The organism is Paenibacillus sp. CCS19, assembly GCF_033239625.1.
Taxonomy (GTDB): domain Bacteria; phylum Bacillota; class Bacilli; order Paenibacillales; family Paenibacillaceae; genus Paenibacillus_T.
Genome location: NZ_BTCK01000071.1, coordinates 1 through 23,790, shown reverse-complemented (window position 1 = coordinate 23,790; position 23,790 = coordinate 1). Strand labels below are relative to the sequence as shown.

18 protein-coding genes are annotated in these 23,790 nt (G+C 51.0%); 7 read left to right on the top strand and 11 right to left on the bottom strand.

The genetic code is table 11. From position 1 onward, the window contains the following. Nucleotides 1-142: 142 nt before the first annotated feature. From SBI19_RS28120 to SBI19_RS28075, 10 genes are all read right to left on the bottom strand, one after another. A complete protein-coding gene (locus SBI19_RS28120) occupies nucleotides 143-1,123 on the bottom strand; it encodes a carbohydrate ABC transporter permease (protein ID WP_317972846.1) in 981 nt (326 codons plus the stop codon). Between the two features lie 6 nt (nucleotides 1,124-1,129). Next, the gene (locus SBI19_RS28115) at nucleotides 1,130-2,011 is read right to left on the bottom strand and encodes a carbohydrate ABC transporter permease (protein ID WP_317972845.1); all 882 of its coding nucleotides are present in this window, start codon (nucleotides 2,009-2,011) and stop codon (nucleotides 1,130-1,132) included. 2 nt (nucleotides 2,012-2,013) lie between these two features. After that, entirely contained in the window at nucleotides 2,014-4,383 is a 2,370-nt protein-coding gene (locus SBI19_RS28110) for a DUF5696 domain-containing protein (protein WP_317972844.1), read from the bottom strand. Between the two features lie 11 nt (nucleotides 4,384-4,394). Then, the gene (locus SBI19_RS28105) at nucleotides 4,395-5,012 is read right to left on the bottom strand and encodes a Yip1 family protein (RefSeq protein WP_317972843.1); all 618 of its coding nucleotides are present in this window, start codon (nucleotides 5,010-5,012) and stop codon (nucleotides 4,395-4,397) included. Continuing rightward, nucleotides 5,009-6,484: a hypothetical protein gene (locus SBI19_RS28100; RefSeq protein WP_317972842.1), complete on the bottom strand. Its 1,476-nt coding sequence runs from the start codon at nucleotides 6,482-6,484 to the stop codon at nucleotides 5,009-5,011. Before SBI19_RS28100 ends, SBI19_RS28105 begins: the two co-directional genes overlap by 4 nt. A gap of 13 nt (nucleotides 6,485-6,497) precedes the next feature. Further along, the gene (locus SBI19_RS28095) at nucleotides 6,498-7,364 is read right to left on the bottom strand and encodes a carbohydrate ABC transporter permease (protein WP_317972841.1); all 867 of its coding nucleotides are present in this window, start codon (nucleotides 7,362-7,364) and stop codon (nucleotides 6,498-6,500) included. Between the two features lie 7 nt (nucleotides 7,365-7,371). Further along, nucleotides 7,372-8,331 (bottom strand): carbohydrate ABC transporter permease, encoded by a 960-nt coding sequence (locus SBI19_RS28090; RefSeq protein ID WP_317972840.1) that lies wholly within the window; start codon nucleotides 8,329-8,331, stop codon nucleotides 7,372-7,374. After that, nucleotides 8,328-11,354, bottom strand: coding sequence for an extracellular solute-binding protein (locus SBI19_RS28085; RefSeq protein ID WP_317972839.1), 3,027 nt, complete (start codon nucleotides 11,352-11,354; stop codon nucleotides 8,328-8,330). The genes SBI19_RS28090 and SBI19_RS28085 overlap by 4 nt, the downstream gene beginning before the upstream one ends. A gap of 187 nt (nucleotides 11,355-11,541) precedes the next feature. Then, nucleotides 11,542-12,996 carry an ABC transporter substrate-binding protein gene (locus SBI19_RS28080; RefSeq protein WP_317972838.1) on the bottom strand — a complete coding sequence of 485 codons (1,455 nt, stop codon included), beginning with the start codon at nucleotides 12,994-12,996 and terminating at the stop codon, nucleotides 11,542-11,544. Between the two features lie 510 nt (nucleotides 12,997-13,506). Continuing rightward, on the bottom strand, nucleotides 13,507-14,406 hold the full coding sequence (locus SBI19_RS28075; protein WP_317972837.1) for a DMT family transporter: 900 nt from the start codon (nucleotides 14,404-14,406) through the stop codon (nucleotides 13,507-13,509). A 262-nt stretch (nucleotides 14,407-14,668) separates the two neighbouring features. On the opposite strand from SBI19_RS28075, the gene SBI19_RS28070 reads away from it, so the two are divergent. Beyond that, nucleotides 14,669-15,997 (top strand): hemolysin family protein, encoded by a 1,329-nt coding sequence (locus tag SBI19_RS28070; protein WP_317972836.1) that lies wholly within the window; start codon nucleotides 14,669-14,671, stop codon nucleotides 15,995-15,997. A 68-nt stretch (nucleotides 15,998-16,065) separates the two neighbouring features. Here the strand turns inward: SBI19_RS28070 and msrA are convergent, their stop codons facing one another. Next, complete coding sequence (gene msrA / locus SBI19_RS28065; RefSeq protein WP_317972847.1) at nucleotides 16,066-17,031, bottom strand: peptide-methionine (S)-S-oxide reductase MsrA; 966 nt, start codon at nucleotides 17,029-17,031, stop codon at nucleotides 16,066-16,068. 237 nt (nucleotides 17,032-17,268) lie between these two features. Here msrA and SBI19_RS28060 point away from each other — a divergent pair, with 237 nt between their 5' ends. The 6 genes from SBI19_RS28060 to SBI19_RS28035 all read left to right on the top strand — a co-directional run bounded on the left by SBI19_RS28060 (nucleotide 17,269) and on the right by SBI19_RS28035 (nucleotide 23,689). Further along, nucleotides 17,269-17,700: a hypothetical protein gene (locus SBI19_RS28060; protein ID WP_317972835.1), complete on the top strand. Its 432-nt coding sequence runs from the start codon at nucleotides 17,269-17,271 to the stop codon at nucleotides 17,698-17,700. Continuing rightward, nucleotides 17,697-18,767, top strand: coding sequence for a phosphodiester glycosidase family protein (locus tag SBI19_RS28055; RefSeq protein WP_317972834.1), 1,071 nt, complete (start codon nucleotides 17,697-17,699; stop codon nucleotides 18,765-18,767). Before SBI19_RS28060 ends, SBI19_RS28055 begins: the two co-directional genes overlap by 4 nt. Nucleotides 18,768-18,914: 147 nt before the next feature. Further along, nucleotides 18,915-19,622 (top strand): response regulator transcription factor, encoded by a 708-nt coding sequence (locus SBI19_RS28050; protein WP_317972833.1) that lies wholly within the window; start codon nucleotides 18,915-18,917, stop codon nucleotides 19,620-19,622. A gap of 46 nt (nucleotides 19,623-19,668) precedes the next feature. Then, the gene (locus tag SBI19_RS28045; protein ID WP_317972832.1) at nucleotides 19,669-20,814 is read left to right on the top strand and encodes a sensor histidine kinase; all 1,146 of its coding nucleotides are present in this window, start codon (nucleotides 19,669-19,671) and stop codon (nucleotides 20,812-20,814) included. A gap of 174 nt (nucleotides 20,815-20,988) precedes the next feature. Further along, the gene (locus SBI19_RS28040; protein ID WP_317972831.1) at nucleotides 20,989-21,765 is read left to right on the top strand and encodes an ABC transporter ATP-binding protein; all 777 of its coding nucleotides are present in this window, start codon (nucleotides 20,989-20,991) and stop codon (nucleotides 21,763-21,765) included. Further along, on the top strand, nucleotides 21,740-23,689 hold the full coding sequence (locus SBI19_RS28035; protein ID WP_317972830.1) for an ABC transporter permease: 1,950 nt from the start codon (nucleotides 21,740-21,742) through the stop codon (nucleotides 23,687-23,689). Before SBI19_RS28040 ends, SBI19_RS28035 begins: the two co-directional genes overlap by 26 nt. The last annotated feature ends 101 nt before the right edge of the window (nucleotides 23,690-23,790 follow it).

Here is a 23,790-nt window from a genome sequence, read left to right as displayed (position 1 = left end):
CCCCTTCCCGCCCTAAACCTAATGAATGGCATGTCCAAATTATAGCATTCCCATCAACAAGGAAAAAGCGCCCTCAAGCTTCGTGTATCGAAGCTCAAAGACGCTTGCATGAATGGTCTTACGCAAATAAGCGTGTCGGGATTTACTCGCCGGCAATACCTGTACGTTCCACACTCTCGACGAAGTAACGCTGCGTGAAGAGATACAGAACAAGGATTGGCAGAATCGTCAGCATGACGCCAGCCATAATCTGGTTCTGCAGCGTCGGAGCCTGACCGATTGCGCTCGCAGCACCCGTAGAAGATGCGGATTGCTGGGCACTCATGTCCGCAATACCGTTGAAGAATGCCATGCTCTGCGACAGGTTGAAGTACTCTGGCACGAGCAGGTACAGGTTCGGCTCGAACAAGTCGTTCCAGTGCCATACGACCGAGAACAGGAAGACAACGAGCATAGCTGGCTTGGCCAGCGGAAGCATGATCCCCCAGTACGTACGGAATGCGCCTGCGCCGTCAATCCGTGCAGCTTCCTCCAGTACGTTCGGCAGCTGTCGATAGAACTGAATGAAGATCAGTACGAACAGTGCACCTTTCAAGCCATGACCCATAATCGCGGGTACGACGAACGGAAGATGCGTGTTCATCCAATTCAGATCAAGGAAGAACGAGAACAATGGTACAACGATCGTCTGCGGCGGAACCAGGAATGTAAACACGACCATGGCAAGCCAGAATGCTTGACCTGGGAACCGATACCGCGCGAAGCCATACCCGATAAACGAACAGCTGATAATCTGCAGAGCCGCACTGCCGAACGAGATGATGACACTGTTCAGGAAGGATGGCCAATAGTTGAGGTATTCAGCTGCGATCGAGTAATTGCTCAGACTGAACATCTTCGGAATCCAGCGGATCGTTGCATCAGCAACGTCTTCTGGCCGCATGAGCGACTTCGAAATAATGTACAGCAGAGGGTAAACAAAGACGAATGACAGACTCAGCAGCACGAAGTAGTATAGCGCCATGCCGATAATGTTCCGTCCGCGTTTCGCGGCAGAATGCTTCCAAACCGCATTCGTCTTGACGGAGAGATCCGACAGCTGGCGAATTTTCAATGTTGTCATCGCTCCTTACCCCCTTCCTTCTGTAGCAGCTAAGCTTCTGCGGAAAATAATAAATACGATAGCAAGTACGATTGCGATCAAGATGAAGTAAATCCATCCGAGCGCCGATGCGTACCCGTAGTTGTTCTTCTGGAACACTTGCTGAGTGACGATATAATCCATGACTTTGTTATCAGCCTTCGTGAACATGTTGACGATGCTGTACAACGTGTTGACGAACAACATTGGAATAATCATCGGGAACGTAATTTTCCAGAAGCTTTCCCACTTCGTCGCACCGTCCATCTTCGCCGCTTCATACAATTGCGGCGAGATCGTCTGCAGACCTGCGATGAAGATCAGAATCTGTACGCCGGAGTCCCACATAACGAGCGTCAGCGAGTCTGCATACTCAAGCAGCGGCTCAAGGACATTCTCAGGAATAATGCCGCCTAATTTGTCCATGAGATCGCCCTGCGTGAAGATCGGAAGCTGTGCAGCGCCTTGCTGCATCAGCTCCTTCAGCACCGCGCCCGAGGCGATAATAACGGGAAGGAAGAAAATCCCGCGGAATATCGTCCGGCCTTTGATCTTGCCGTTAAGCAGCAATGCGCTGAACATCGCGAAAATCAAAATAAGCGGTACCTGCGTCAGCATCGTCGACATCGTCGACTTGAGCAGCGGCAGGAAATCGATATCGGTCGAGAATGCCGAACGGTAGTTCAGCATTCCGACGTAAGATGCTTGCAGGCCGTTCTTACTGGTCTCCATATTATTGAAGGAGAAGTACAACGAACGTCCGAGCGGATAAGCCATGAACAAGAAGAATCCAGCGATCCAGAGCGAAATGAAGGAATAACCTTCTAGGATATGACGTCCTCTCATCGAGAGTCCGAGTTTTTTATTCACGGTTATTGACCTCCATTCCCTACCGTGTAACCAAGCGCAGGTACAGTCACTCCGCCCACGATTGCGTCTGCATCGCCATAGTTCACGATGATTTGCGTGCCGCCATCATAGGTCGTACGGAATACATCTGCCGACAGCTTCTCATGATTCGTAATCGCCTTGCCGGCGATGCTCTCATAATAAGACGCGGTTTCCGCATATTCCGTCGACGCGTTGTCGATCCACGATGTGTATTGCGAGCTGAACAGTCTCGTTTCTAACGTACGCTGAAGCTTGCTCGTTTCCGCATAAGTCAGCTCCAGGCTAGGCAGTGCACCGTACTCCAGCGCACGAAGCTTCTCTACTTGAGCATCGTCACGCAGATTGGTTGGCGATGCCGTGTAAGGTACGAGCCCGTGTACAGCGATTTGATAAAACGGAACCGTCTCATCCATAAAGATGAAGTGACTCGAATCAAGTGGAGCGTTATCGATCTTATTCACATGACCAAGCGTGTACGCGAATCCGTAGTCTACGCCTGTGCCGCCGACTTTGCCGCGAATGGCATCTAGCGCACTAACCCACGCGCTTGCCGTCTGCTCGCGCTGCGTAATTGAACGCGGATCAAGGTCAGAATACAGATTATCGCCCCAATAAGCCAACTGCACGCCATCAATGCCCAAGCTTGCATAGTTGTCCAGCTCTTTCAGGACATGTTTGTTGACGACCCGTTCCGGCTTCATCAGATAGAACATCTCGAAGTCCTTGTTCCACCGTTCCGAGATGAAGTAGTTCGGATCTTCCTTCACTTGCTTATCCATGCCGCGAATCGCGTCCTTGCTCTTGCTCATGCCGTCGCTTTCGGAATAAGCGCGCGCGTAGTTCGCTTCCAGATACAGCTTAACGCCCTTCTGTTTCGCATAGGCTGCAAGCTCTTTCAGTTCCTTCGAACCACCTAGCTGCTTCTCAACCGGGAAGTGGTCTGGTTGATCGCCATACATGCCGTCGTCCGACCAGCCTTCGAATGTCAGCTCGAGATTCGCCATCCCTTTCGCAGCATAAGCGTCGATAATGGATTTCGCCTGTTCGAACGTCGTCATTTTGATGAAGGTCGATCCCAGAATGTCGTCACGAATAAGGCCGCCGTACAGCTTGATGCTGAGCGGATAACCGCTTTGCTCGACAGGCTGAACGTTTTGTTCCGTCATCAAGTAATTGCGGTAAGCCTTCGCGAGGCCAACATAGTTCGCATCTTGACCTTCCAAGGTAACGAAACGAACCTTACGATCGCCCGCAATGCGCTCGCCTTGGAAGAATGGAATTTGACCCGATGTCCCAATGAAAATAACGTCCTGCTTCCGGTAGATGAACTCCGCCGATGTCCGGTACATTGGAATCGCGCGAATGCCGGAAGGCGTAGCATTGATCTTCGCATCATATTGACCTTGCGTTACGATACCGAGGGAGCCGATTCCGTTACGGTAATTGCCGAACACCGGAAGGGCAATCTTCTCTTTGAATGGCAACGCCCGCTCCCAATCGGCTTCCATGTCGGTATGAGACGGCGCAACGTATGCATCATCGTCACCATAAATCGTTTCGGAATAACCCGCAAAGAACTGTGCGTGTGTTTTCTTGTAATTAATCAGTGCGCCTGAACCGTCCGGTACAAACAGTGCGCCTTGCTCATCTCCCGAAGCAGCATTCCAGAATGGAAGCGGCTCGATGCTGAGTAGTCTCGCCTGCCCTTCTTCTTTGATCGAGTCATCCGGAATCGTCACTTCAAAACCATTGTCCGTCAGTCGGTACTCGAGCGCGAAGCTGATCTTCTCTTTCGTGTGGAACGTGACCTTCGCGCCGTAGTCGGTCGTCTCGATTTCGAATTTATTTTCTTTCTCTTTGAGCGTATACGTCGATGTGGTGTCAGCGCCCATCGTATATTTGATGTGAGCAGGCGAGTCCATAAATTTCTTGTTGTTCGGCATCGTCGACTTCGGCACCTGCGGCGAACCAAGCCACTGCTGCTTCGTCGATTTCTCGACGATACGAACATTGCCTGTCTTCTCATCGATGTACAGCTCGTACTTATCATTCTCCGATACTTTGGTCGTAGCTGTAACTGCTGTCAGCTTCACGGCAGGAACCGCTGTTTCCGTATCCGCCGCTTCCGTATCTGCAGCCTCCGTATCGTCGATCACAACCGGCTCCGAATCGGCAGCCGTGTCTGCAGCGACAGCATCTACAGCCGCTTCGCTGTCCGCTGTGTCTACGACTGCCGCGGCCTCCGTCTCTTCACCCTGCGACTCGCCTTCCGCTAGCCCGAGGTAAGGATACAGACCGCCGACGATGATCAACATCGCCGCGGCGATCAGCCATTTACGTTGTTTGAACATCCTCGCTCCTCCTACCTTCGGAAATTCAATTCTTGCCAGAGCTCTGTAATAAAGTTGATCAGCTGATTCATCAGACCGAACAGTAGAATGCCGATGAACCAAATAATTGCGATACCGACAATGCTCAGGATCGTAATCCAGACCACTTTCCACGGCTCGAAGTCGTGCAGCACTTTTACTTTAATAAGCAGCAGCCATGCGGACCAATAGATCGCTACATTCACGAGGAACGAGTAGATCGAATTCTCGTCAAGGGCAAGCAGATTCGTCAGCAAGGTTACCGGTACGATCATTACGACATATGGCACAAGCGCGAATGCGCTGCCGACGAATACTTCTTTGAACTTGCCCTCGCCATCGAGAATCGCGCTTACGCCCCAGTTCGCCACGCTCCAGGTCAGCCAAGGCACAACCAGCCATACAAACTCCTGCAAGTACGACACTTCATACGCTTCTCTTGTCTGGAAGGCATAGCCCGTTACAACGATGGAGATCATCTTCGCAAGAAAGGCGAGCACGATTACGATCGGCGCATCAATCCACCGAATTCGCTTCGGTTCCTGAATATCATTGTAGAAATTGAATGGATGCGTCAGCACTTGCTTCATAAGTTGAAACGTTTGAATCATTGCGGGATTCCCCCTCCTTGCTGGGCGCCGTGATTAGGACGGTTCGTGCGAATACGGCGCGCAACCAGTCTCCAAACCCAAGGAATCAAGTAGCGCAACAGAATAATGGCACCTACAAGAATGAGACAGATGGAGAGGAAGTGATCGCGCATATATTCTTTGCGGTATTCCTTGAACGCGACGGAATAATCTCCCCTGGAATTCGCAAGCTTGAAGTAGCTCATCGCTTCTTTGTACCGCTCGGCTTTATAAAGCGCTTTGCCGATTGCCAGATAAGCGAGCTCGTAGTTAGCGTTCTCGCGAAGCACTTCATTCCATAGACCTTCCGCTTCGTCATATCGGCCATCCACATAGAGCGCCGATGCCTTCTGAACGAGGCGAGCAAACGGCGTTGTACGGAACAAGTCGATACGGTTACGGCCTTTGTCAGCGACGAAAATCGTGCCGTCCGACGATTGCGCAAGCGCCGACGGCGTTACGAACAGACCGTCTTGCTGGCCTAAGCCGCCGAATGCGAACAACATGTTGCCAAGCTTGTCATATTGGAACACTTTGCTCGTCTGAAGATCCAGCGCTGTGAAAATACCGTTCGCGTCAACGGCTACGTCAACGAACGAGGAAACCATGAATGGTCCGTTGCTCCAACGGTCGCCGTATTGACGAGCGCCCCCGATCGTGTCGACGCCTACCGGCGAGAGACGTTTGATCTGACTCGTCTCTGTACCGAGCGTCGTGGTGAAAATAAACCCTTCATTATCGAGCACCGCATTAGAGAACTCAAGCGGTTTGATCGTTGCCATCTGCGACTTCTGCGCATCGGTTGCGAACATGTTGCGAAGCAGACGTCCCCAGCTGAAGCCGATATGGTTTGCACCATAGAAGCCTTTGAAAGCACCGTTCTTATCGATTTGAAGCAAGCCTTGCGTGTTGCCGTCCGATACAACGAACATGTAACCGCGCTTATCGACCAGCAGCTTCGACGGCGAATACGAGAACGTATCGCCGATCAGCGGGCTCTCCGGCTTGCCGAATTGCTTCATATATTTGCCATTCTTATCGAACAATACGATACGCGCATTCTTCGTATCTGCAACGTAGACCGTACCGTCCGGCGTTACGTATACGCCTTTGGGCTCGGACAGTACACCGTCGCCTTCTGTATCGCCAATCGTACGAACGTATTGCAGCGAAGAATCCAGCTGGATGACGCGGCTGTTGCCCGTGTCTACGATGTACACGGATTTATCTTCGGCAACGAATATGTCCTCCGGCGCACTGAGCGCACCGGTAGGCAGACCGTAACCATCGATGGATTGCTTATATATGTAGCCGTTAATGGAAGCAACGTCTCTTCCCTTCGTACTCCATATATAACCTTGGTAAGGCGTAGCTGCAGACGATTTGCCCGGGATGAACGTGTATAGGAGGGCAAACGCCACTACAGCGGCCATTACTTTTGTCATGACTCTCATTTACGCGCCCCTCCTACTCTTTCAGACCCGAGTGTGCCATCGTTTGAAGCACCATTCGCTGCGTTACTACGAAGACAATAATCGTAGGAATAATCATTAATAAGCTTGCTGCGCCGAGCGTACCGACGCGTGCGATAACACCGACACCGCCGCTGAGCGTAAGCACCGCGAACGGCAGTGTTTTCATATCATCGTCGGTCGTATATACCTGGGCCGGATGCGGATCGTTCCATGCAGCGATAAAGCTAAGCAGCGCGAAGGTCGAAATGGCAGGCTTCAGCATCGGCATGACGACTACCCAGAACACTTTCCACTCGGATGCACCGTCCATCCGTGCAGCCTCCAGCAGCGCATCCGGCAGCTGACGCAAGAACTGCGTCATCAGGAACATTCCGACAGGTGCGGCTACGAACGGCAGAATGAGTGCCCAGTACGTATTGATCAGCCCAAGCTTACTGATAAGCAAATATTGCGGAATTTGCACAACGAGCGGCGAGAACATCAGTGCAAGGACGATCATGTTGAAAATAAAGCTGCCGAAACGCATTTTGTGTTTGGCCAGCGGATACGCCGCCATCGCAGAAATAATAACACCGAAAACGACGATGCAGCCGCTGACGAATATGCTGTTAAAGATATAACGGGAGAACGGCACGGACGTTGTACCCGTAATGAGCAGCAAGTCCCTGAAGTTCATCATCGTTGGGTTTTTCACGAAAAACCGCGGCGGGAACAGGAACAACTCGCTCGTCGGCTTGAACGCGTTAGAAATCATATAAATCAGAGGCAATAACATCAGCAGGCCAAACGCCGTAAGCAACAGATACAGCACGATGCCGCCCCAATCGATTCTTCTGCCTTTCACTACAGAGCCAGTCATCGTGGTATCAGTCCTTTCCTAGCCATTTGAATAAGACACGATTGACGCCGATCATCATCGCGAACAGGACGACTGCAATTGCTGCTGCATATCCCATCTCGAACTTAATGAATGCATAATCGTACATATGGGTCATGATGGTATGACCTGCATACAGCGGCGACGGCAAGCCGACGAGCTGCAGACTGACGTCAAAGACAGTCAACGAGCTTACGATCTGCAGGACGCCGCCGAAGAGCAGCTGAGGCTTAACGGCTGGAATCGTAATATAGAACAGCTGCTGCCAACGGAACCGGATACCGTCAATCGATCCTGCTTCGTATAGATCCTTCGGAACGTTCTGCAGGCCGGCAAGGAATGCCAAGAAGCCTACGCCCATCGACATCCAGAGCGATACGATGATAATGACGGGCACGATGGAATTAATATTTTGCAAGAATAGATAAGGTTCGTCGATAATGCCAAGCTTCATCGCATAGTAGTTCAGCAAACCCTTGCGGTCGCCTGCGAACAAGTACAGCCATACAACAGACATTGCAGTTGCACTTGTGATCGACGGCGTATAGAAGCAAAGCGTATAGAAGAACCGGTATTTAATCGGAATTTGACTGATCAGCCATGCCAGAATGAAGGAGAGGGCATAGCCGACCGGGCCTGTAATGAAGGCGAATTTCAGCGTGATGCCGACTGCCTTCAAGAAGATGTCGTCGTCTACGAACAGCAGCTTGTAGTTGGACAAGCCGATGAACTTAGGCGCTTCCATCATGTTGTAATACGTGAAGCTCATGCCGATCGAAGTCAGCACCGGCAGAACCGTAAAGATAAAGAATAAGATTAAGAAAGGCGCAAGGAACATCCATGAAATGCGGTCTCTCTTCAAATCGCTCCATAAAACGGCCAATTTACCAGGCTTGCGAAGGCTGACCTGAGTCTGCTCATTCAGAGCAGTCGATGATTGCGTTGTCATGGTTTGTCGCCTCCTTCCCCTTGATCCGTTGCAGTGGCATTAGCTGCGCTCGCTGCCGAGCCGGATGAATCCTTCGATTCATCCAACCCGAACTCCTCGCGTTTCTTCCGCAGCTCTTTGTTAATGGAGCGAACGCCCTCTTCCACTGCTTCGCGCGTAATCTTACCGTTCAGAACAACCTCGTTCCAGATGTTCGCAATGTGGCGAGTCGTGTAGTAGCCGCCGATAACGACTTCACGTTCTTTAAACCAGTTCCATTGCTCCATGATGGCATTGATGTCCGACGTCGACCAAGGCATCTCTTTGAGCGCCTCGATGTTCGCTGTATTCCAGCGTGCTTCTACGCCGAGCAGCGATTCAAGCTCAGAGCCGAATCTCTCTTGCGTGTCAGCGCTCGTCCACCATTTGAGGAATTCCCACGATTGATCTTTCATATCGGTGCTCTTGAAAATCATACCCGTCTGCGCCAGACCGCCCGTCGAACGGTTGATTTGACCGTCTGCTTGCTGAATGCCCGGCATTGGCTTCATGCCCCACCAGCCCGTCAGCTCCGGTGCAGCTGTCGACAACAGAACGTACGTCGAGTAGTCCGCGACGCCGATCGGCATCTCGCCGGAACGGAAGCGATTATAGAAGTCCGCCTGCTTCTGAATCTTGTAGTTCGTGAACAATCCCGTCCACATCTTGAATGCGTTGAGCGATTCCGGGCTGTCCAGGTTCGATTTCTTGCCGTTTTCTTTATAGAACTCGCCGTTCTGTTGGAACAGGAATGGCGCGAACTCGTTGATCGCAAGCGCCGGGTTGTTCGGCGAGTGCGGATAGTAGAAGTCCATGCCGTTCTGCTGCAGAACCGGAATCATGTTCATAACTTCATCCCATGTATCTGGAATGTCCTCTTCTGTGTAGCCCAGCTGTTCCATAATATCTTTGCGGTAGAACAGCATATTGAAGTTCTGGTTCTCCGGAAGCGCGTAGTTGCCGCCATTGTACTGATAAGGAATCAGTGCGCCTGGACGGAAACGAGCAGCGACATCGTCGTAGTCCGAGAATTCACCCAAGTTAACTAGACCGTTACGAACTGCATAGTCGATCGGCACTTCCGCATCGACACCAAGCGCAACGTCAGGTGCGATGCCGGACGTGTTCGCAAGCAGGAGCACCTGCGAGTTGTTCGCCGGAATAACGTTGACGTTAACCTTAATGCCTGTTGAAGGCGTAAAGTCTTCATCGATCATTTGCTTAATAATGTCGACCCAATCACGACCGCGAGCAATCCAGACTTCAAGCACTTTCTCGCCTTTGTACGAGTTACCTACGTTGCTGTAGTCCTTCGTGAACGATGTGAAGAAGTCATACACCATCGTTCCCGTCCGTGTCAGCCAAGGAGCTGCAGGACGAGGCCACTTCTGATCCGGCGACTTTACGATGAGATAGTCAAGCACCATGCTCTGCTTCGTCAATCCGCTCACCCATGTGCCAAGCGACGATTGCAGGTCTGTGAACTGATTCATGCGAGCCGGAATCGACTTCGTATCTTTCGCCATGCTGAGCAGCACGTCGCGCGCCTCGTACAGCGTGCTCACTTCGGAGCTGCCATGCGTTACGCCCAATCCGTACAAGCCTTGAATGACGTCGTCAAAATGCTTCGCCATCAATTGCAAACGCGGCACCAGATTCACGATGTTGCGTTCAAGCGTCCAGTCGCCGTTAACGTCCGGGTTCGTACCGGTTACTTGAATAACCTCACGACCCATAAGCGACATTTTGCGAACGGTATTCGTTACCGTCTCAAGCAGCGGTCCAAGCGCTCCGACCTGTACTTCCATACGGATCGTGTGCTTGCCCTTCTCGAGGTAGAATTGGTACGGATCGCTGTCATCCTGCGCGCCGAACTTAGCGATCTGCCATTCAGCCTTATACGGGAACGTCGTTTCATTCATTTCTTTGAAAGGGAACTTGCCGTCGATCGTAATCGAACGTTGAACAGGTATGCCATTCAAGAACCATTGTCCATAACGGGCGCCGATTTCGTATAGGCCGCTCTCAGGCACTTCAACTTCCCATTGCGCCCATTGACCTCCCGTACGCCAGCTTGCTCCGCCGAACGAGTTAAGCGCGATTGCATCCTTATTGAAAGGCTCCGTATCCGGCTCGCGGTCTTCGATCCGCTTGAGCGTTGGATCCGAACGAAGCGTTGCTTCCTCTGCCTGCACTTTGATCAAAATGTTGCTGACTGGCTTGTAGCCTTGTTCAGCATATTGCTTCTGAACATCTGCATAAGTCGGTAGATGCTCGGGAGCAAATATGTAAACGGCTCCGATGGCACCGGGCTCACGAATGTTACCGATCCGAACCGTATGCTTGCCTTTCGTCAAATAATAACGAAACGGGTCATACGACTTGCCCTCCGAATCTTTGAATGCACGGTTCTGCCAACCGAAAACCTCTTCCCTTCGAGGGTTGAATTCGTTACCTTGGTTATCTGTCCAAGTGTCGCCTGTTTCTTGCCACATCCGTTGAAACTCAAGTTTCTTGGACTGATAGAACGGATAGCTGCCGTCCACCTGCACACTTCTAACGATTGAAGAACGTTTGCCTTCCATTGCATAATAATCCATCGACATCTGATAGAATCCGTCTGCAGGAACATCAAACGTATATTCAACCCAACTGTCTTCTTCTTCGAGCGCCACAACATTGCCTTGACGGTCACCTAATTGATCGAGCTTCTTCGTACCTTTATCGCTAATTGCTGTGTAATCAGCACCGTTTAACGTAAGTGAGAAGTCCTCTGCATCCTTAACGTCCTGCTTCACGAGACCATCGTAATAATCCTGATACGATGCCTCCAGCTTGCTGCCCCCGTCTTCCAGCACCGAACTTTCATCGACGCCGCTCAAATCCGGCAAGCCTGCAAGCGCTTGATCATCATAGCCTCTCGTACCGTTCCACCAGATGAAAAATCCGATCAATGCAATGACAACAACGATCGTTACCTTAAACCTTTTTAGCCAACGAAACACCAAGGAGCACCCCCTTGCCATATGAACTCTTGCGTTTAATCTGTTGAATCCGGTCATCGTACGCGGTGAGAAAACATCCGGAAAGCTCGCTTCACGGACATTCATCCGTGAAGCATGACTTCCCAATGTGGTTAAAAACAACCGAATCATCCCAAGGAGCAGGATGATTCGGGGTTAAACCAATGAATTAGCCTTGCAGCTGTTTCTTCAGCTTATCGATTTCTGGCTTGAGTTTTTTCTCGATGTTTTCTTGCGCTTTTGCAATCGCCGTTTTGGAGTCAACGTTTTTGTCGATTGCGTTAAGCACTTCGCCAACCCACAGCGGCCATGCAAGACCGTCAAGCGTCGTGTAACGACGAACTGGAAGATCTGCCGTGAGGGACGAGTAGAACGCGAAGTCGTTTTGACCGCCCAGGTACTCGTTCGTGTGGTTTTTGTACCAGTCGAGTTCCGTGATGTTTTTCCAGTCTGGCTGAACCGATTGCTCAACCTCGATTTTCCACGCTGCTTCGGAAGTCGTGATCCATTCTGCGAATGCGAATGCTGCCTCTTTGTTCTGGCTTTGCGCTGGGATTACGAACGTCGAACCGCCGAATCCGAAGTCCAGACCGAATGGCGCTTTCGTCGTTTTCCACTTGCCCTTCAGGTCAGGGAAGTTAGCTGCCAAGTCACGAGCGCCGTATGTACCAGCTACGTACATAACGGATTCGCCCTTCTTAACGCGCTGTTTGCCTTTGTCGCTGTAGAGACCGTCATGCGGAGCGATTTTCAATTGCGTTACTTTCTTCGAGATATCGAGGAATTTAACGAAATCATCGTTGTTACGAACCCAGTTCAGATCTTTGTCGAAGTAGCCATACATGTCGCCGAACCAGTGAACGGGTGAATCGCGCCATTCCAGGGAGTACTTGTTGTTAGCTTTGAGCGTTTGTGCAAGCTCGAAGTATTGGTCTGGATCTTGGATGTACTCGCCCAGTTCGTCCGGATCGGAAGGCAGGCCGAGTTCTTCGAAGATGTCGGAACGGTAGTAAGTTACCGATGGCGTTACGTCCCATGGCATACCGAGCAATTGCGTACCGTCGATCGAAGACCAGCGGTTCCAGTTGTACTCGGAAACGTACTCTTTATATTTACCTGCATCAAATGGTTGGTCGAGAAGGTTCGTCAGAACGCCGCCCGTGCTGTAACGAGGGAATTGACCTTGTTCTACGAGAGCAACGTCAGGTGCACCTTTGCCTGCAGCCAGCGTCGTTTGCAGTTTGTTGTGCAGATCGTCGAATGGTACGAATACCGTTTTGAGCTTGATGTTCGGGTAAGCTTCATTAAATGCTTTCGTCAGCGTTTCGTCGTTCTTCTTGTTATCGAGGAACGTCCAGAACGTTACTTCGCCGGAGATGTTAGGATCGATCGCGGATTTCGGGAACGTCATATCGGAAGCTTCCGCAGTATCTACGTCTGTAGTTGCGGCAGGATCCGCTTCGGCGTCGTCCGCTTTCTGCGTATCCGTCGCTGTTGCATCCGATGTCGCTTCCGTATCCGTTTTCGTTGCCGTATCGTCCGATTTACTTCCACCGTTGGAGCATGCCGACAGCACGAGCGCCGCAGCTGACACAAGAACAAAAGATTTCATCCATTTACTCATGTAGAACCCTCCTTTTTTTATCCAACCCAGTGAGCAATGCTTAAAGAAACCGTTTACATTACCATACAAAACAAGTATTCTTAAGTTACCCAGATCGTTGGCCTAGCATTGAATCGTTAATCCAACTCAGTAAGTTTCGATATGACTCTTCGCTGCCGTTCATACTTGCGTTCCTTCGGTTCGCTTCATATGAGCACTTGATCTGTGTCAGTATCTCCCCCTCGGTTTAGTTTAACAATTATATTAAGTTGTTAACTAATTTATTACATTGTTTATTTTACCACGTATGAGTGCGTTTTCAAGTACCTAAGTCGCGAAAATTGAAATTTAATTTATATATTTACTATCGAGTTAACTTCAATGTGAAACATAGTTTCATCGTACCTCATTTCACATTTATATAAACTAAAGAAACGAATCCGCTCTAAGCCCATAACGGCGCATAAGAGCGGATTCGTTTTTAATAATACGATGCTATTCTGTTCTATTATTATACTAGTCCGTTATCCACTAAGAGTCCGCAGTCTTGCGATCAATAGAAATCCATACGAGACCTGCAGCCATCAGTACCGCTCCGCCCATCTGCCAGAGCGAGATTCCTTCGTCGAACATCAGATAACCCGCTGCCACTGCCGTAGCCGGAACGACATAGCGGAAAAAGTTCGAACGCGCCGCGCCAATACGAAACATGGAAGCATTCCATACGATAAACGACACGACCGTACATATTAATACATTATATAAGGTAACGCTGTACTCCTTAATGCCGAGATCGCTCCAAGTGACGTCGCCCCATGATCCAATCGTCAACGGAAACATAAACAATGCCCCGAACGTAATGAACCAGGTGCTCACGCGCAGTGCCGAATAGGTACGCATAAGCGGCATGCAGGATAGATTAAATAGCGCACCGATTAAACTAATCGAGAATGCCATCAGATTTCCTTTCATATTATCTGATGATAAGCTAAAGCCTTCAGCACCGCCAAGGATGACTAGGCAGACGCCTGCGATCGCGACGATTCCGCCTACCGCTAATCTCCGCGTTAACGATTCCTTCGTAAAGAGAGGTGCAAATAACGCAGCGAAGATCGGCCAAGGGGCTACATTTAATAAGGATGCATTCGCCAGCGTCGTATACTTAATCGAATACATGACCAGGATTTCAAGCAGCGTCACGCCGAACAACCCGATTAACGCCAGCTGCAGCGCTGCCCGGAGCGGTATGCCGACATGTCCTTCCTTCCAATATAATATGGTGAAGAAACAAGGTACCGCTAAACCGAAGCGCAGAAAGGCAAATAGAATCGGATCAAACGTTTCCATTGCAATACGAGAGAAGCCGAAATTAGCTCCCCATATAGCGGCGACTGCCGCCAGTCCAACATAAGCCCATTTTTTGTTCATCATGATCGGAATTCCAGCCTGCTCTCTGTCTTTAAGTACGCGTTCAAATGATAGACGTTTATCCGAACCAATCATACGCTGGCGTCATAGCGGCTGTAAAGTGGAGCTTTTCGCTAATAATTCGTTGATTGTTTAACTTTTTCTGACCAATTAACCGCAAATCGACCTACACCCCCCATAATCGCATTGTCCGAACTGCGCATTTTTTGCTATAGTATTCTGAAAGATACTTATTATAAAAATAGAAGGATTGTGATGGAACCCAATGGGCAGTACAGGCTTAAATCTGTTGTTGGTCGCTGTATTAATTGCATTGACCGCATTCTTCGTCGCTACCGAGTTCGCAATTATCAGAATTCGTGCCAGCCGCGTCGATCAGTTAGTACAAGAGGGCCGCAGCAATGCATTAGCCGTTCAACGAGTAACAAGCAACTTGGACGGATATCTTTCCGCCTGCCAGCTCGGTATTACGATTACAGCGCTCGGATTAGGTTGGCTCGGTGAACCGACCGTCGAGCAGCTCTTGCTTCCTTTGTTCGAAACATGGCAGATGAACAGCGAAGCGTCGCATCTTGTTTCATTCCTTATCGCGTTTCTGACGATTACGTTCTTGCACGTCGTTGTCGGTGAGCTTGCACCGAAGACATGGGCCATTCAGAAGGCGGAATTCATCAGTCTTGCGGTCGCTAAGCCAATCATCTGGTTCCACAAAATACTGTATCCTTTCATCTTTGTATTGAACGGCTCGGCCAACATGCTGATTCGCCTGTTCGGTCTGAAGCCAGCGAAGGAACACGAAGAGGCGCACAGCGAAGAAGAGATTCAGATCATTCTGGAGGACAGCTTCCAGAGCGGCAAAATCAACAATACGGAATATGGCTACGTTAGCCGAATATTCGCTTTCGACGAAATGCTGGCCAAAGAAATCATGGTGCCACGTACCGATATGATTTGCTTGTTCACAAGCAAATCGATCGATGACAATATGGCGGTCATCCGCCGCGAGCAATACACCCGCTTCCCGGTTGCTTTCGATAGCAAAGACCAAATCATCGGTATGATCAATACGAAGCAGTTGTTCCTTCAGCAGCAGGAAGGCGAACCGATTAACTTCGAGAAGCTGATCCGTCCTGTCATGACCGTACCGGAAGTGATGCCTGTTAAGACGCTTCTTCGTAAAATGCAGCAGGAACGCATGCACATTGCGATTCTGATGGATGAATACGGCGGTACGTCGGGCATGATAACGATTGAAGACATTCTCGAAATTATCGTCGGCGAAATTCGCGACGAATTCGATGCGGATGAACGCAGAGACATCGAGAAGCTTGCAGATAACTGCTATCTCCTCGACGGCAAAGTATCGCTTGATGAGCTGGGACAGCTTATCGGCGAGGACTTGAGCCACGAAGAAGTCGATACCGTCGGCGGTTGGCTGTACAACGAGATTCAAGATCCAAGGCCGAACAAACAGTTCGTACACGATAATTTGCGGTTTATTATCCGAGAAGTCGGGAAACACCGCATTAAGAAAATCGAACTTATTATAGAAAATGAAGACGAAGTGCTGATTGCAGAACCTAGCGTCGTCTAATCAGCATAAGAAAGCCCCGAAGCCTATATGGCTTCGGGGCTTTGCTTTTTATACCGAACAACTGAAAGTTATTTGTTAAACAACGAACGGTACTCTCCATATCCCTCTTGTTCAAGATCCTTCTCAGGAATGAACCGCAGCGCAGCCGAGTTAATGCAGTAACGCAATCCGCCGCGGTCGCGCGGACCGTCGTCGAAGACGTGACCAAGATGCGAGTCCGCTACTTTGCTGCGCACTTCCGTACGTACCATTCCGTGCGTCACATCGAGCACCTCTTCAACCGAAGTCGCTTGCAGCGGCTTCGTGAAGCTAGGCCAGCCGCAGCCGGAGTCGAATTTGTCGAACGAGCTGAACAGCGGTTCGCCGGATACGATATCGACGTAGATGCCCGCTTCCTTGTGATCCCAGAATTCATTGCGAAACGGCGGTTCCGTCGCGTTGTTCTGCGTCACTTCATACTGCGCAGGCGTCAGCCGCTTGCGCAGGCTCGCCTCATCTTCGCGATGCTTCCAATGCTGCGAGATGAATGCGTCGCGCCCTGAGCCCTTGCGGTACATTTTGTAACGGAGCGGCTGTTTCTTATGGTAATCCTGATGGTAATCCTCCGCCGCATAGAACGGAGCAGCAGGCTCTACCGTAACAGCGATCGGACGGTCAAACCGCCCGCTTGCCTCCAGCTCCCGCTTCGACGCTTCCGCCAATCGGCGCTGCTCTTCATTATGATAGAAAATAGCAGGACGGTACGAATCGCCCCGATCGTGGAACTGACCGCCGCTGTCCGTCGGATCAATCTGACGCCAGAAAATGTCGAGCAGCTTCTCGTAAGGGAACTGCTCGGGATCGAACGTAATTTGAACAGCCTCCGTATGTCCCGTGCCTCCGCGGCAAACTTCCTCATAAGTCGGATTTACCGTCGTGCCTCCCGTATAACCCGAAATAACACTTACGATTCCCGGCATTTCCTCGAATGGCTTCACCATGCACCAGAAACATCCGCCTGCGAATGTTGCCTGTTCTGTACGCTGTTCGCTCATCATACAACAGCTCCTTTCCTCTCGCTTATACTTGATTGCTTCGATTATACTGCAACAACGCGCCGTGAACAAATTGGGAACAAAAGCGCTGAGCGCCCAATCCTATCGCTTTTTTTGTTACAATATAGTGACACTCGCAACTTTTGCGAGGGGCTTATTCGTTTTGTAATAGAGAACGCACGGTCGTCCGTTCACTTGCGAAATTGCCTAAAATCAATACAAGAGGTGAACGAAACAATGGAAACACCGATTCAAACCGCAGTACAAACTGCACGCTCGACAGGCCGCACAGCGCAGAGACGCAGCAATCGCGCCTTCATCGTGTTCCTTATTCTATGGGTTATGCTTATCGGCGCAGGCATTGCAGGCGCCAAGATGTACTCCGATCATCTGACCAGCACGATGACAGCCGATATCAACAGACAGACGAACATTAAACTGACAGCCATGCAGAAACAATATGATGAGCGGCTGCTGGCCGTCGAGTCTAGCTATAAGAATGAGATCGCTGCGCTTCAAGGCAAAGTGGATGCCCTGAATGAGCTGCTTACCTTCACGAAGGACAATGCCAGCGCCAAGACCGACAACAGCAACAAGCTGTTTACCCAGCTTAGCGAAGTGAAGAAACAGCTGGATGAGCTGAAGAAAAACTTGGACGTGCTCAAATGATTAGGCCCGTTAAGGTGCTGAACCGTTCGATGATGCTAGCGAGCGCGCCGTTCATCGGCATCTTTATCTCGCTGCTCATGTATCAGGCCTCTATTGTCCTATCCGATCAGGTCATGCCGGAGGTTACAATCATGGAGCAGACAGCTTCAGGCGTCGAACAGACCTCCGCTGATCTCGATGTCGCTGCCGGTCTGGCCCAAGCTACGCAAGCATCGATCAAGAAACAGGTCACACTGTACAACAAGACGAGTGCCGATATTCAATTAATCGAGGAGATGGCGTCAAGTCAGACGAATCGCCCGCGCATCATCTTCGACCGACGGATAACGAACAAGCTGGGCAGCGTCTCCGGCACGATCCAGTCGGACCAAATACGGGCGCAGCTGTTCTCCATTCATGCGCAGAACTTCAGCGGTTATGCGCTCAAGGTGAAGCTCGGCAGCAAAGAAGCGATGAAGATGGTGCTTGGCAATGACAAATTCGGCTCGTCCGAGACGACGATGTCCGCCGTCAAGCGGTACGACGCCATTGCAGGCGTGAATGCGGGCGGCTTCGCAGACGGACATGGCAAACGGTACCCGCTCAGCACGACGGTCCTCAATGGCAAGTACGTGAACGGCTTCGAGCCTTCCTTCGAGAACTTGTTCTTCGTTGGCCTAAGCGAAGATAATAAGCTGATTGGCGGCAGCTTCGCAAGCAAGGAGCAGCTGGATCAGCTGAAACCGCGGTTCGGCGCTTCCTTCGTGCCCATTCTGCTGAAGAATGGCCAATCGCAGCCGATTCCGACCAAATGGCAGGTAAGCCCGAAGCGTGCGCCGCGCACCGTTATCGCCAATTATAAAGACGACCAGCTCTTATTCCTTGTCATTGATGGTTACAACGAGAATGGCAGCTCGGGCGCGACGCTCGAGGAACTGCAAATACTGCTCAAACGATTCGGTACGAAGGATGCCTACAATCTTGATGGAGGCGGCTCCTCTACCCTTATTTTCAACGGACGCATCGTCAACAAGCCTTCGGACGGCCAGCTTCGTTCGCTGCCGACGCACTTCCTATTCTTCAAATAATGAAGAGCCGTACATAGAGGCAGCTGCATGGAGAGTCAGACCGACCTTTCCTGCAGCTGCTTCTTTTTATTTCGCAGTCTCGACCCATTTGCCAGCCTCGCCAATATGAGCTACCCTATATTTTGACAAATCGTAAGGAGGCTTCTTATGTATCGAATTATGATTATCGAGGACGATGACAAGATCGCCTCGATTCTTCAGCAATATATGGAACGTTATGGCTACGAGGCTGTACGGGCGGCCCGATTCCGAGAACTGAAGCAGGAGTGCGTTGAGCTGAATCCTCATCTTGTCCTGCTCGATATCAATCTGCCTCACTTCGATGGCTTCTATTGGTGCCGGCAGATCCGTACCGTCTCGAATGTGCCGATTATTTTCTTGTCGGCGCGCGTCGGCGATATGGATCAAGTGATGGCAATCGAGAACGGCGGAGACGACTATATGACGAAGCCGTTTCATCTGGATGTCGTTATGGCGAAGATCAAAAGTGCGCTCCGCCGCGCCTATGGCGAATACGCGGCGCCCGCGCAGAACACCGACGAACTGTCGGCAAGCGGTCTCACGCTCGACCGGGCACGCAACATTGTCGAGTGGAACGGTCGCCAAGCCGATCTTTCTCGTAACGAATGCCTGCTGCTCGGCTCGCTGCTTGCTAAGGCTGGTCGAATCGTAAGCAGAGACGATCTGCTCGAAGCGCTGTGGGACAATATCGACTTCGTCGATGACAACACGCTGACCGTTAACGTCACGCGCGTGCGCAAGAAGCTCGAAGAGCTTGGTCTGCCCAAAGCGATCGAGACCGTGCGCGGTCAAGGCTATCGATTGGATCTATCGCAGGTCGATTCCAGCCGCTGACTATCCACGATCCTGCTATTGAAATCGCCGCAAGGAGTGAACCCATATGCCCCGCTATCAAGTTCCGCGGTATTCGCCATCGCCCAAACATGAAGTCGAATTACCGGCTAGACGGCTGTATACATTTCGCACGTTTCTTCAAGACAGACTGCCTTATATCATTACCTTCTATATGGCGCTCTTCTTCGCCATGCTCGTGCTTACGTTGGACCTGCAGCATGGCCGCAGCTTGCCCAGCATCAGCAGTCTGCTGTATACCGCGCTGCTTGCTACCGTCATAATTCTCGGCTGGATCGCATGGGATTATGCCCGCCAGCGCCTCTATTATCGGCAGGTTGCCGAGATGATCGCCGCAGACAAGCCGACCGCTCTATCCATCATGCGCGTACGCGATGGCGCAACGCGCGAACAGCTCGCTGTACAGCAGCTGCTGGAGAAGCAGCATAAAGCATTCGCCGACGAGCTTGCTGATTATAGGCGGCAGCGCGAGCAGCATTTGCATTTTACCAACCAATGGGTTCACCATATGAAAACACCTGTCTCAGTCATCGATCTGCTTCTGCAGCAGGCAGCCGAGCAGCAGGACGCCGAGAATGACAATCAAGCAATAAGAAGCAGCATGCAGGAAGAGCTGGAACGCATCTATCGAGGACTCGAAATGATGCTGCATACGGCTCGTCTGGATCAATTCCGCATGGATGTCCGGATTGACCGCGTGTCTCTGCTTCCGCTTGTGCGGGAAACGATCAATCGTCATAAGAAGGCATGCATTCGGTCATCGATCTTCCCGCGTGTCGAAGGCCAGGATGTGCTCGTGGAGACGGATGCCAAATGGCTGTCGTTCCTGCTGGGCCAATTCATAACGAACGCAATCAAATATTCCAAGGACAAGCCCGGCAGCAAGACGCTGCGGTTCACCGTATCGTCTCTGCCTGATGGCGGCTGTTCCTTGTCATTGACCGATGAAGGAATCGGCATTGCCGAGCATGATCTCCCGCGCGTATTCGATCCCTTCTTCACCGGCGAGAACGGCCGGCTGGTCGAGGAATCGACCGGCATGGGATTGTATCTCGCCCGAGAGGTGTGCAGCCGTCTTGGTCACGACCTTGCGATCGAATCGGAGCTCGGTGTCGGGACGACGATTACGATTTATTTTTATAACAGCGCTGTTCATCAAGGGCTCTTCGTCTAAGGCTGCTCGTCGGTATCTCTCTGTAAGATTGCCGTTATGAAGGTGACAAATTTGTAAGGTTCACACGACCAATTGAAAGGTAAATCAATGGGGTCCCCCTCCGCCCTCGCTTATACTGTGAACATAGCTGCTGTTGCGGCAACGCATAATAGAGATCAAGTGGAGGGAAACACAATGAGCGTCTTGAAAGCCCAAGGGCTGACGAAAGTATACGGTTCGAAAGGTAAAATGCTGTATCGGGCGTTGAACGATATTCATCTCGATATTCAGAAAGGCGAGTTTGTCGGCGTCATGGGCCCGTCGGGCAGCGGTAAAACAACGCTGCTTAACATTTTGGCTACGATCGATAAACCGACATCCGGCAAGGTAGAGATCGGCGGCGTCGATCCAACCGTGCTGAACGAGAAGAAGCTGGCCTTGTTCCGCAGACGCGAGCTCGGCTTCATCTTCCAAGACTTCAATCTGCTCGATACATTGTCGATCAAAGAGAACATTATTCTCCCGCTCGTGCTCGACAACACGAACATCAAGGAAATCGAGAAACGTCTGCAGCAGAGCGCGGAGCTGCTAGGCATTAGCGCAATTCTTGATAAGCGAACATATGAAGTTTCCGGTGGTCAAAAACAGCGGGCGGCAATCGCACGTGCGATGATTCATCAACCAGCCATCCTGCTGGCCGATGAGCTGACGGGCAACCTTGATTCCAAGGCAGCCAAAGATGTCATGGACTCGCTGCGCGACCTTAATGAACAGGTAGGCGCAACGATCATGATGGTAACGCATGATCCTTTTGCCGCAAGCTACTGCCAACGAATTGTGTTCATTAAGGATGGGGCGTTCTTCTCCGAAATCCGGCGCGGCACGAATCGACAGGCGTTCTTCCAGCAAATTCTCGATTCGCTGAGCGTGTTGGGAGGGAACTTCGATGAACTTTCGACAGTTCGCAATTAAGAATGTCCGCGGCAACTGGCATCAATACGTCGCTTACTTCCTGAGCAGCGTATTCTCGGTCATGATCTTCTTCATCTATGCCGCTTTCATCTTCCACCCTGACGTCATCAATGGCCATATCTATATGGGCAAAGGCGTCCGTACCGGCATGATGTTCTGTGAATATATTATCGTTATTTTCTCCTTCTTCTTCATCTTGTACTCGATGTCGGCGTTTCTTAAGTCACGGAAGAAGGAGTTCGGCCTGCTCTCTCTATTCGGGATGACGAGAGGCCAGATGCGCAAGATGGTGCTGTACGAGAGCATCGCCACGTCGGTGCTTGCGATCGGAACAGGCATTGCGCTCGGCGCTTTATTCTTGAAGCTGTTCCTGATGGCGTTGTCCGAAATTCTCGATTTGGCGGAGCCGATCCGATTCTTCATTCCGGGTAAGGCACTGCTGCTGACAGCAGCCGGTTTCTTCGTCTTATTCCTGGTCATTACGCTCTTCACCTTGTTCCAGGTCGGAAGAAGCCAAATTATCGACCTATTGAAAGCATCGAAGAAGCCGAAGTCGCCGCCGCTCGCATCCGTCTGGCTCGTGCTGCTGTCGTTATTGTGCCTAGGCGCAGGCTACTACATGGCATACACGATGTCGCTTTCGAACGCGATTATGTATATGCTTCCTGTCGTCGCGCTCGTCGTTGTCGGCACGTTCTTCTTGTTCACGCAAGCGAGCATCATCGTGTTCCGCTTCCTGCAGCGCAGGAAAGGCATTTACTACAAGCAGACGAACTTGATGACCATTGCACAGCTTGTGTTCAAAATGAAGGACAATGCGCGCATCCTGTTCACCGTCTCCGTTATGAGCGCCGTTATCCTTACGGCATCGGGTACGTTCTATGTATTCTTCCTCGCCTCGAAGGAACAGCAGATGGACATGCTGCCGCAGTCGATCAGCTTCTATGAGAAAGGACTGAATACTCACGAAGTGATCGATCCGGATAAGGTACGAAGCATACTCGAGGAAGATGGCGTTAAACTCGATTACGAAGTGAAACTAGTCGGCGGAGCCGCGAAGCTGCCAGCCGCCGGCCGCAGCACGGATACGACCACTGCGCTGATCGTATCGGAGGATGACTATAACGAATATGGCCAGAAGCTTCACCGCGGCCGGCCTATTCTTGAGGTCGATCCTGGGCATGCGGTATACATTATCCCTTATCGCGAAGTAACGCAGCCTCTGACCGAGATCGGCAAGCCAATTACGATGCAGGTGGAAGGCAGTTCGGAGGAACTGTCGATGACGGTTGACCGCCAGGTCAGCGGAGGGGCAATCGCATTCCCGAGAGGCGATGCGACCGAGCTGCTCGTTGTCGATACGGCACAATACACTGCGCTGATGCAAGCTGTACCAGATGAGAAGAAAACAGTCGTATACGGCTTCGAGATGTCGAACTGGACCTCGCAGGGCGACACAGCCGATAAGATCGAGAAGCTCGTCCCAGAGGATAAGCATAGCCAATTCGATAACCGCGTATCGCTTTACCTGGCAACGAAGCAATCGATGGGTCTTACGTTATTCATCGGCTTGTTCATCAGCGTTCTGTTCTTCATTGCCTCCGGCAGCATGATTTACTTCAAGCTGTTTACGGAGCTCGAAGAAGACCGGGATCAGTTCCGATCGCTCAACCGAATCGGCATGACGCTGGGCGAGATCCGCCGAACGGTAACGATGCAGATCGCGATCATTTTCTTCGTGCCTTGCGTCGTCGGCATCGTGCATACGATGTTCGCCATGAAGGCGCTTGGCAACCTGCTCTCGACAAGCGCAATGCAATATTCGCTTGTGGTGGTCGGCATTTATATCGTCATGCAAAGCCTCTATTTCTTCGCTGCAAGACGCTCGTATTTGAATCGAATTATCAAGAGCTTCTCGCGCTAACAGAAAACAGCTGCACAATGAAAAGCCCCCGCGACAGATTGAAGTGCACCCCTTATAGTGGACATTGGAAAAACACCCTGGTGTTTATGCCGATGTAATAC

What these genes read in the sequence shown, in the direction of transcription:
- SBI19_RS28120 (WP_317972846.1), bottom strand. Translation starts at nt 1,123, where the DNA reads ATGACAACATTGAAAATTCGCCAGCTGTCGGATCTCTCCGTCAAGACG.
- SBI19_RS28110 (WP_317972844.1), bottom strand. Translation starts at nt 4,383, where the DNA reads ATGTTCAAACAACGTAAATGGCTGATCGCCGCGGCGATGTTGATCATC.
- SBI19_RS28105 (WP_317972843.1), bottom strand. Translation starts at nt 5,012, where the DNA reads ATGATTCAAACGTTTCAACTTATGAAGCAAGTGCTGACGCATCCATTC.
- SBI19_RS28100 (WP_317972842.1), bottom strand. Translation starts at nt 6,484, where the DNA reads ATGAGAGTCATGACAAAAGTAATGGCCGCTGTAGTGGCGTTTGCCCTC.
- SBI19_RS28095 (WP_317972841.1), bottom strand. Translation starts at nt 7,364, where the DNA reads ATGACTGGCTCTGTAGTGAAAGGCAGAAGAATCGATTGGGGCGGCATC.
- SBI19_RS28090 (WP_317972840.1), bottom strand. Translation starts at nt 8,331, where the DNA reads ATGACAACGCAATCATCGACTGCTCTGAATGAGCAGACTCAGGTCAGC.
- SBI19_RS28080 (WP_317972838.1), bottom strand. Translation starts at nt 12,996, where the DNA reads ATGAGTAAATGGATGAAATCTTTTGTTCTTGTGTCAGCTGCGGCGCTC.
- SBI19_RS28075 (WP_317972837.1), bottom strand. Translation starts at nt 14,406, where the DNA reads ATGATGAACAAAAAATGGGCTTATGTTGGACTGGCGGCAGTCGCCGCT.
- SBI19_RS28070 (WP_317972836.1), top strand. Translation starts at nt 14,669, where the DNA reads ATGGGCAGTACAGGCTTAAATCTGTTGTTGGTCGCTGTATTAATTGCA.
- msrA (WP_317972847.1), bottom strand. Translation starts at nt 17,031, where the DNA reads ATGAGCGAACAGCGTACAGAACAGGCAACATTCGCAGGCGGATGTTTC.
- SBI19_RS28060 (WP_317972835.1), top strand. Translation starts at nt 17,269, where the DNA reads ATGGAAACACCGATTCAAACCGCAGTACAAACTGCACGCTCGACAGGC.
- SBI19_RS28055 (WP_317972834.1), top strand. Translation starts at nt 17,697, where the DNA reads ATGATTAGGCCCGTTAAGGTGCTGAACCGTTCGATGATGCTAGCGAGC.
- SBI19_RS28050 (WP_317972833.1), top strand. Translation starts at nt 18,915, where the DNA reads ATGTATCGAATTATGATTATCGAGGACGATGACAAGATCGCCTCGATT.
- SBI19_RS28045 (WP_317972832.1), top strand. Translation starts at nt 19,669, where the DNA reads ATGCCCCGCTATCAAGTTCCGCGGTATTCGCCATCGCCCAAACATGAA.
- SBI19_RS28040 (WP_317972831.1), top strand. Translation starts at nt 20,989, where the DNA reads ATGAGCGTCTTGAAAGCCCAAGGGCTGACGAAAGTATACGGTTCGAAA.
- SBI19_RS28035 (WP_317972830.1), top strand. Translation starts at nt 21,740, where the DNA reads ATGAACTTTCGACAGTTCGCAATTAAGAATGTCCGCGGCAACTGGCAT.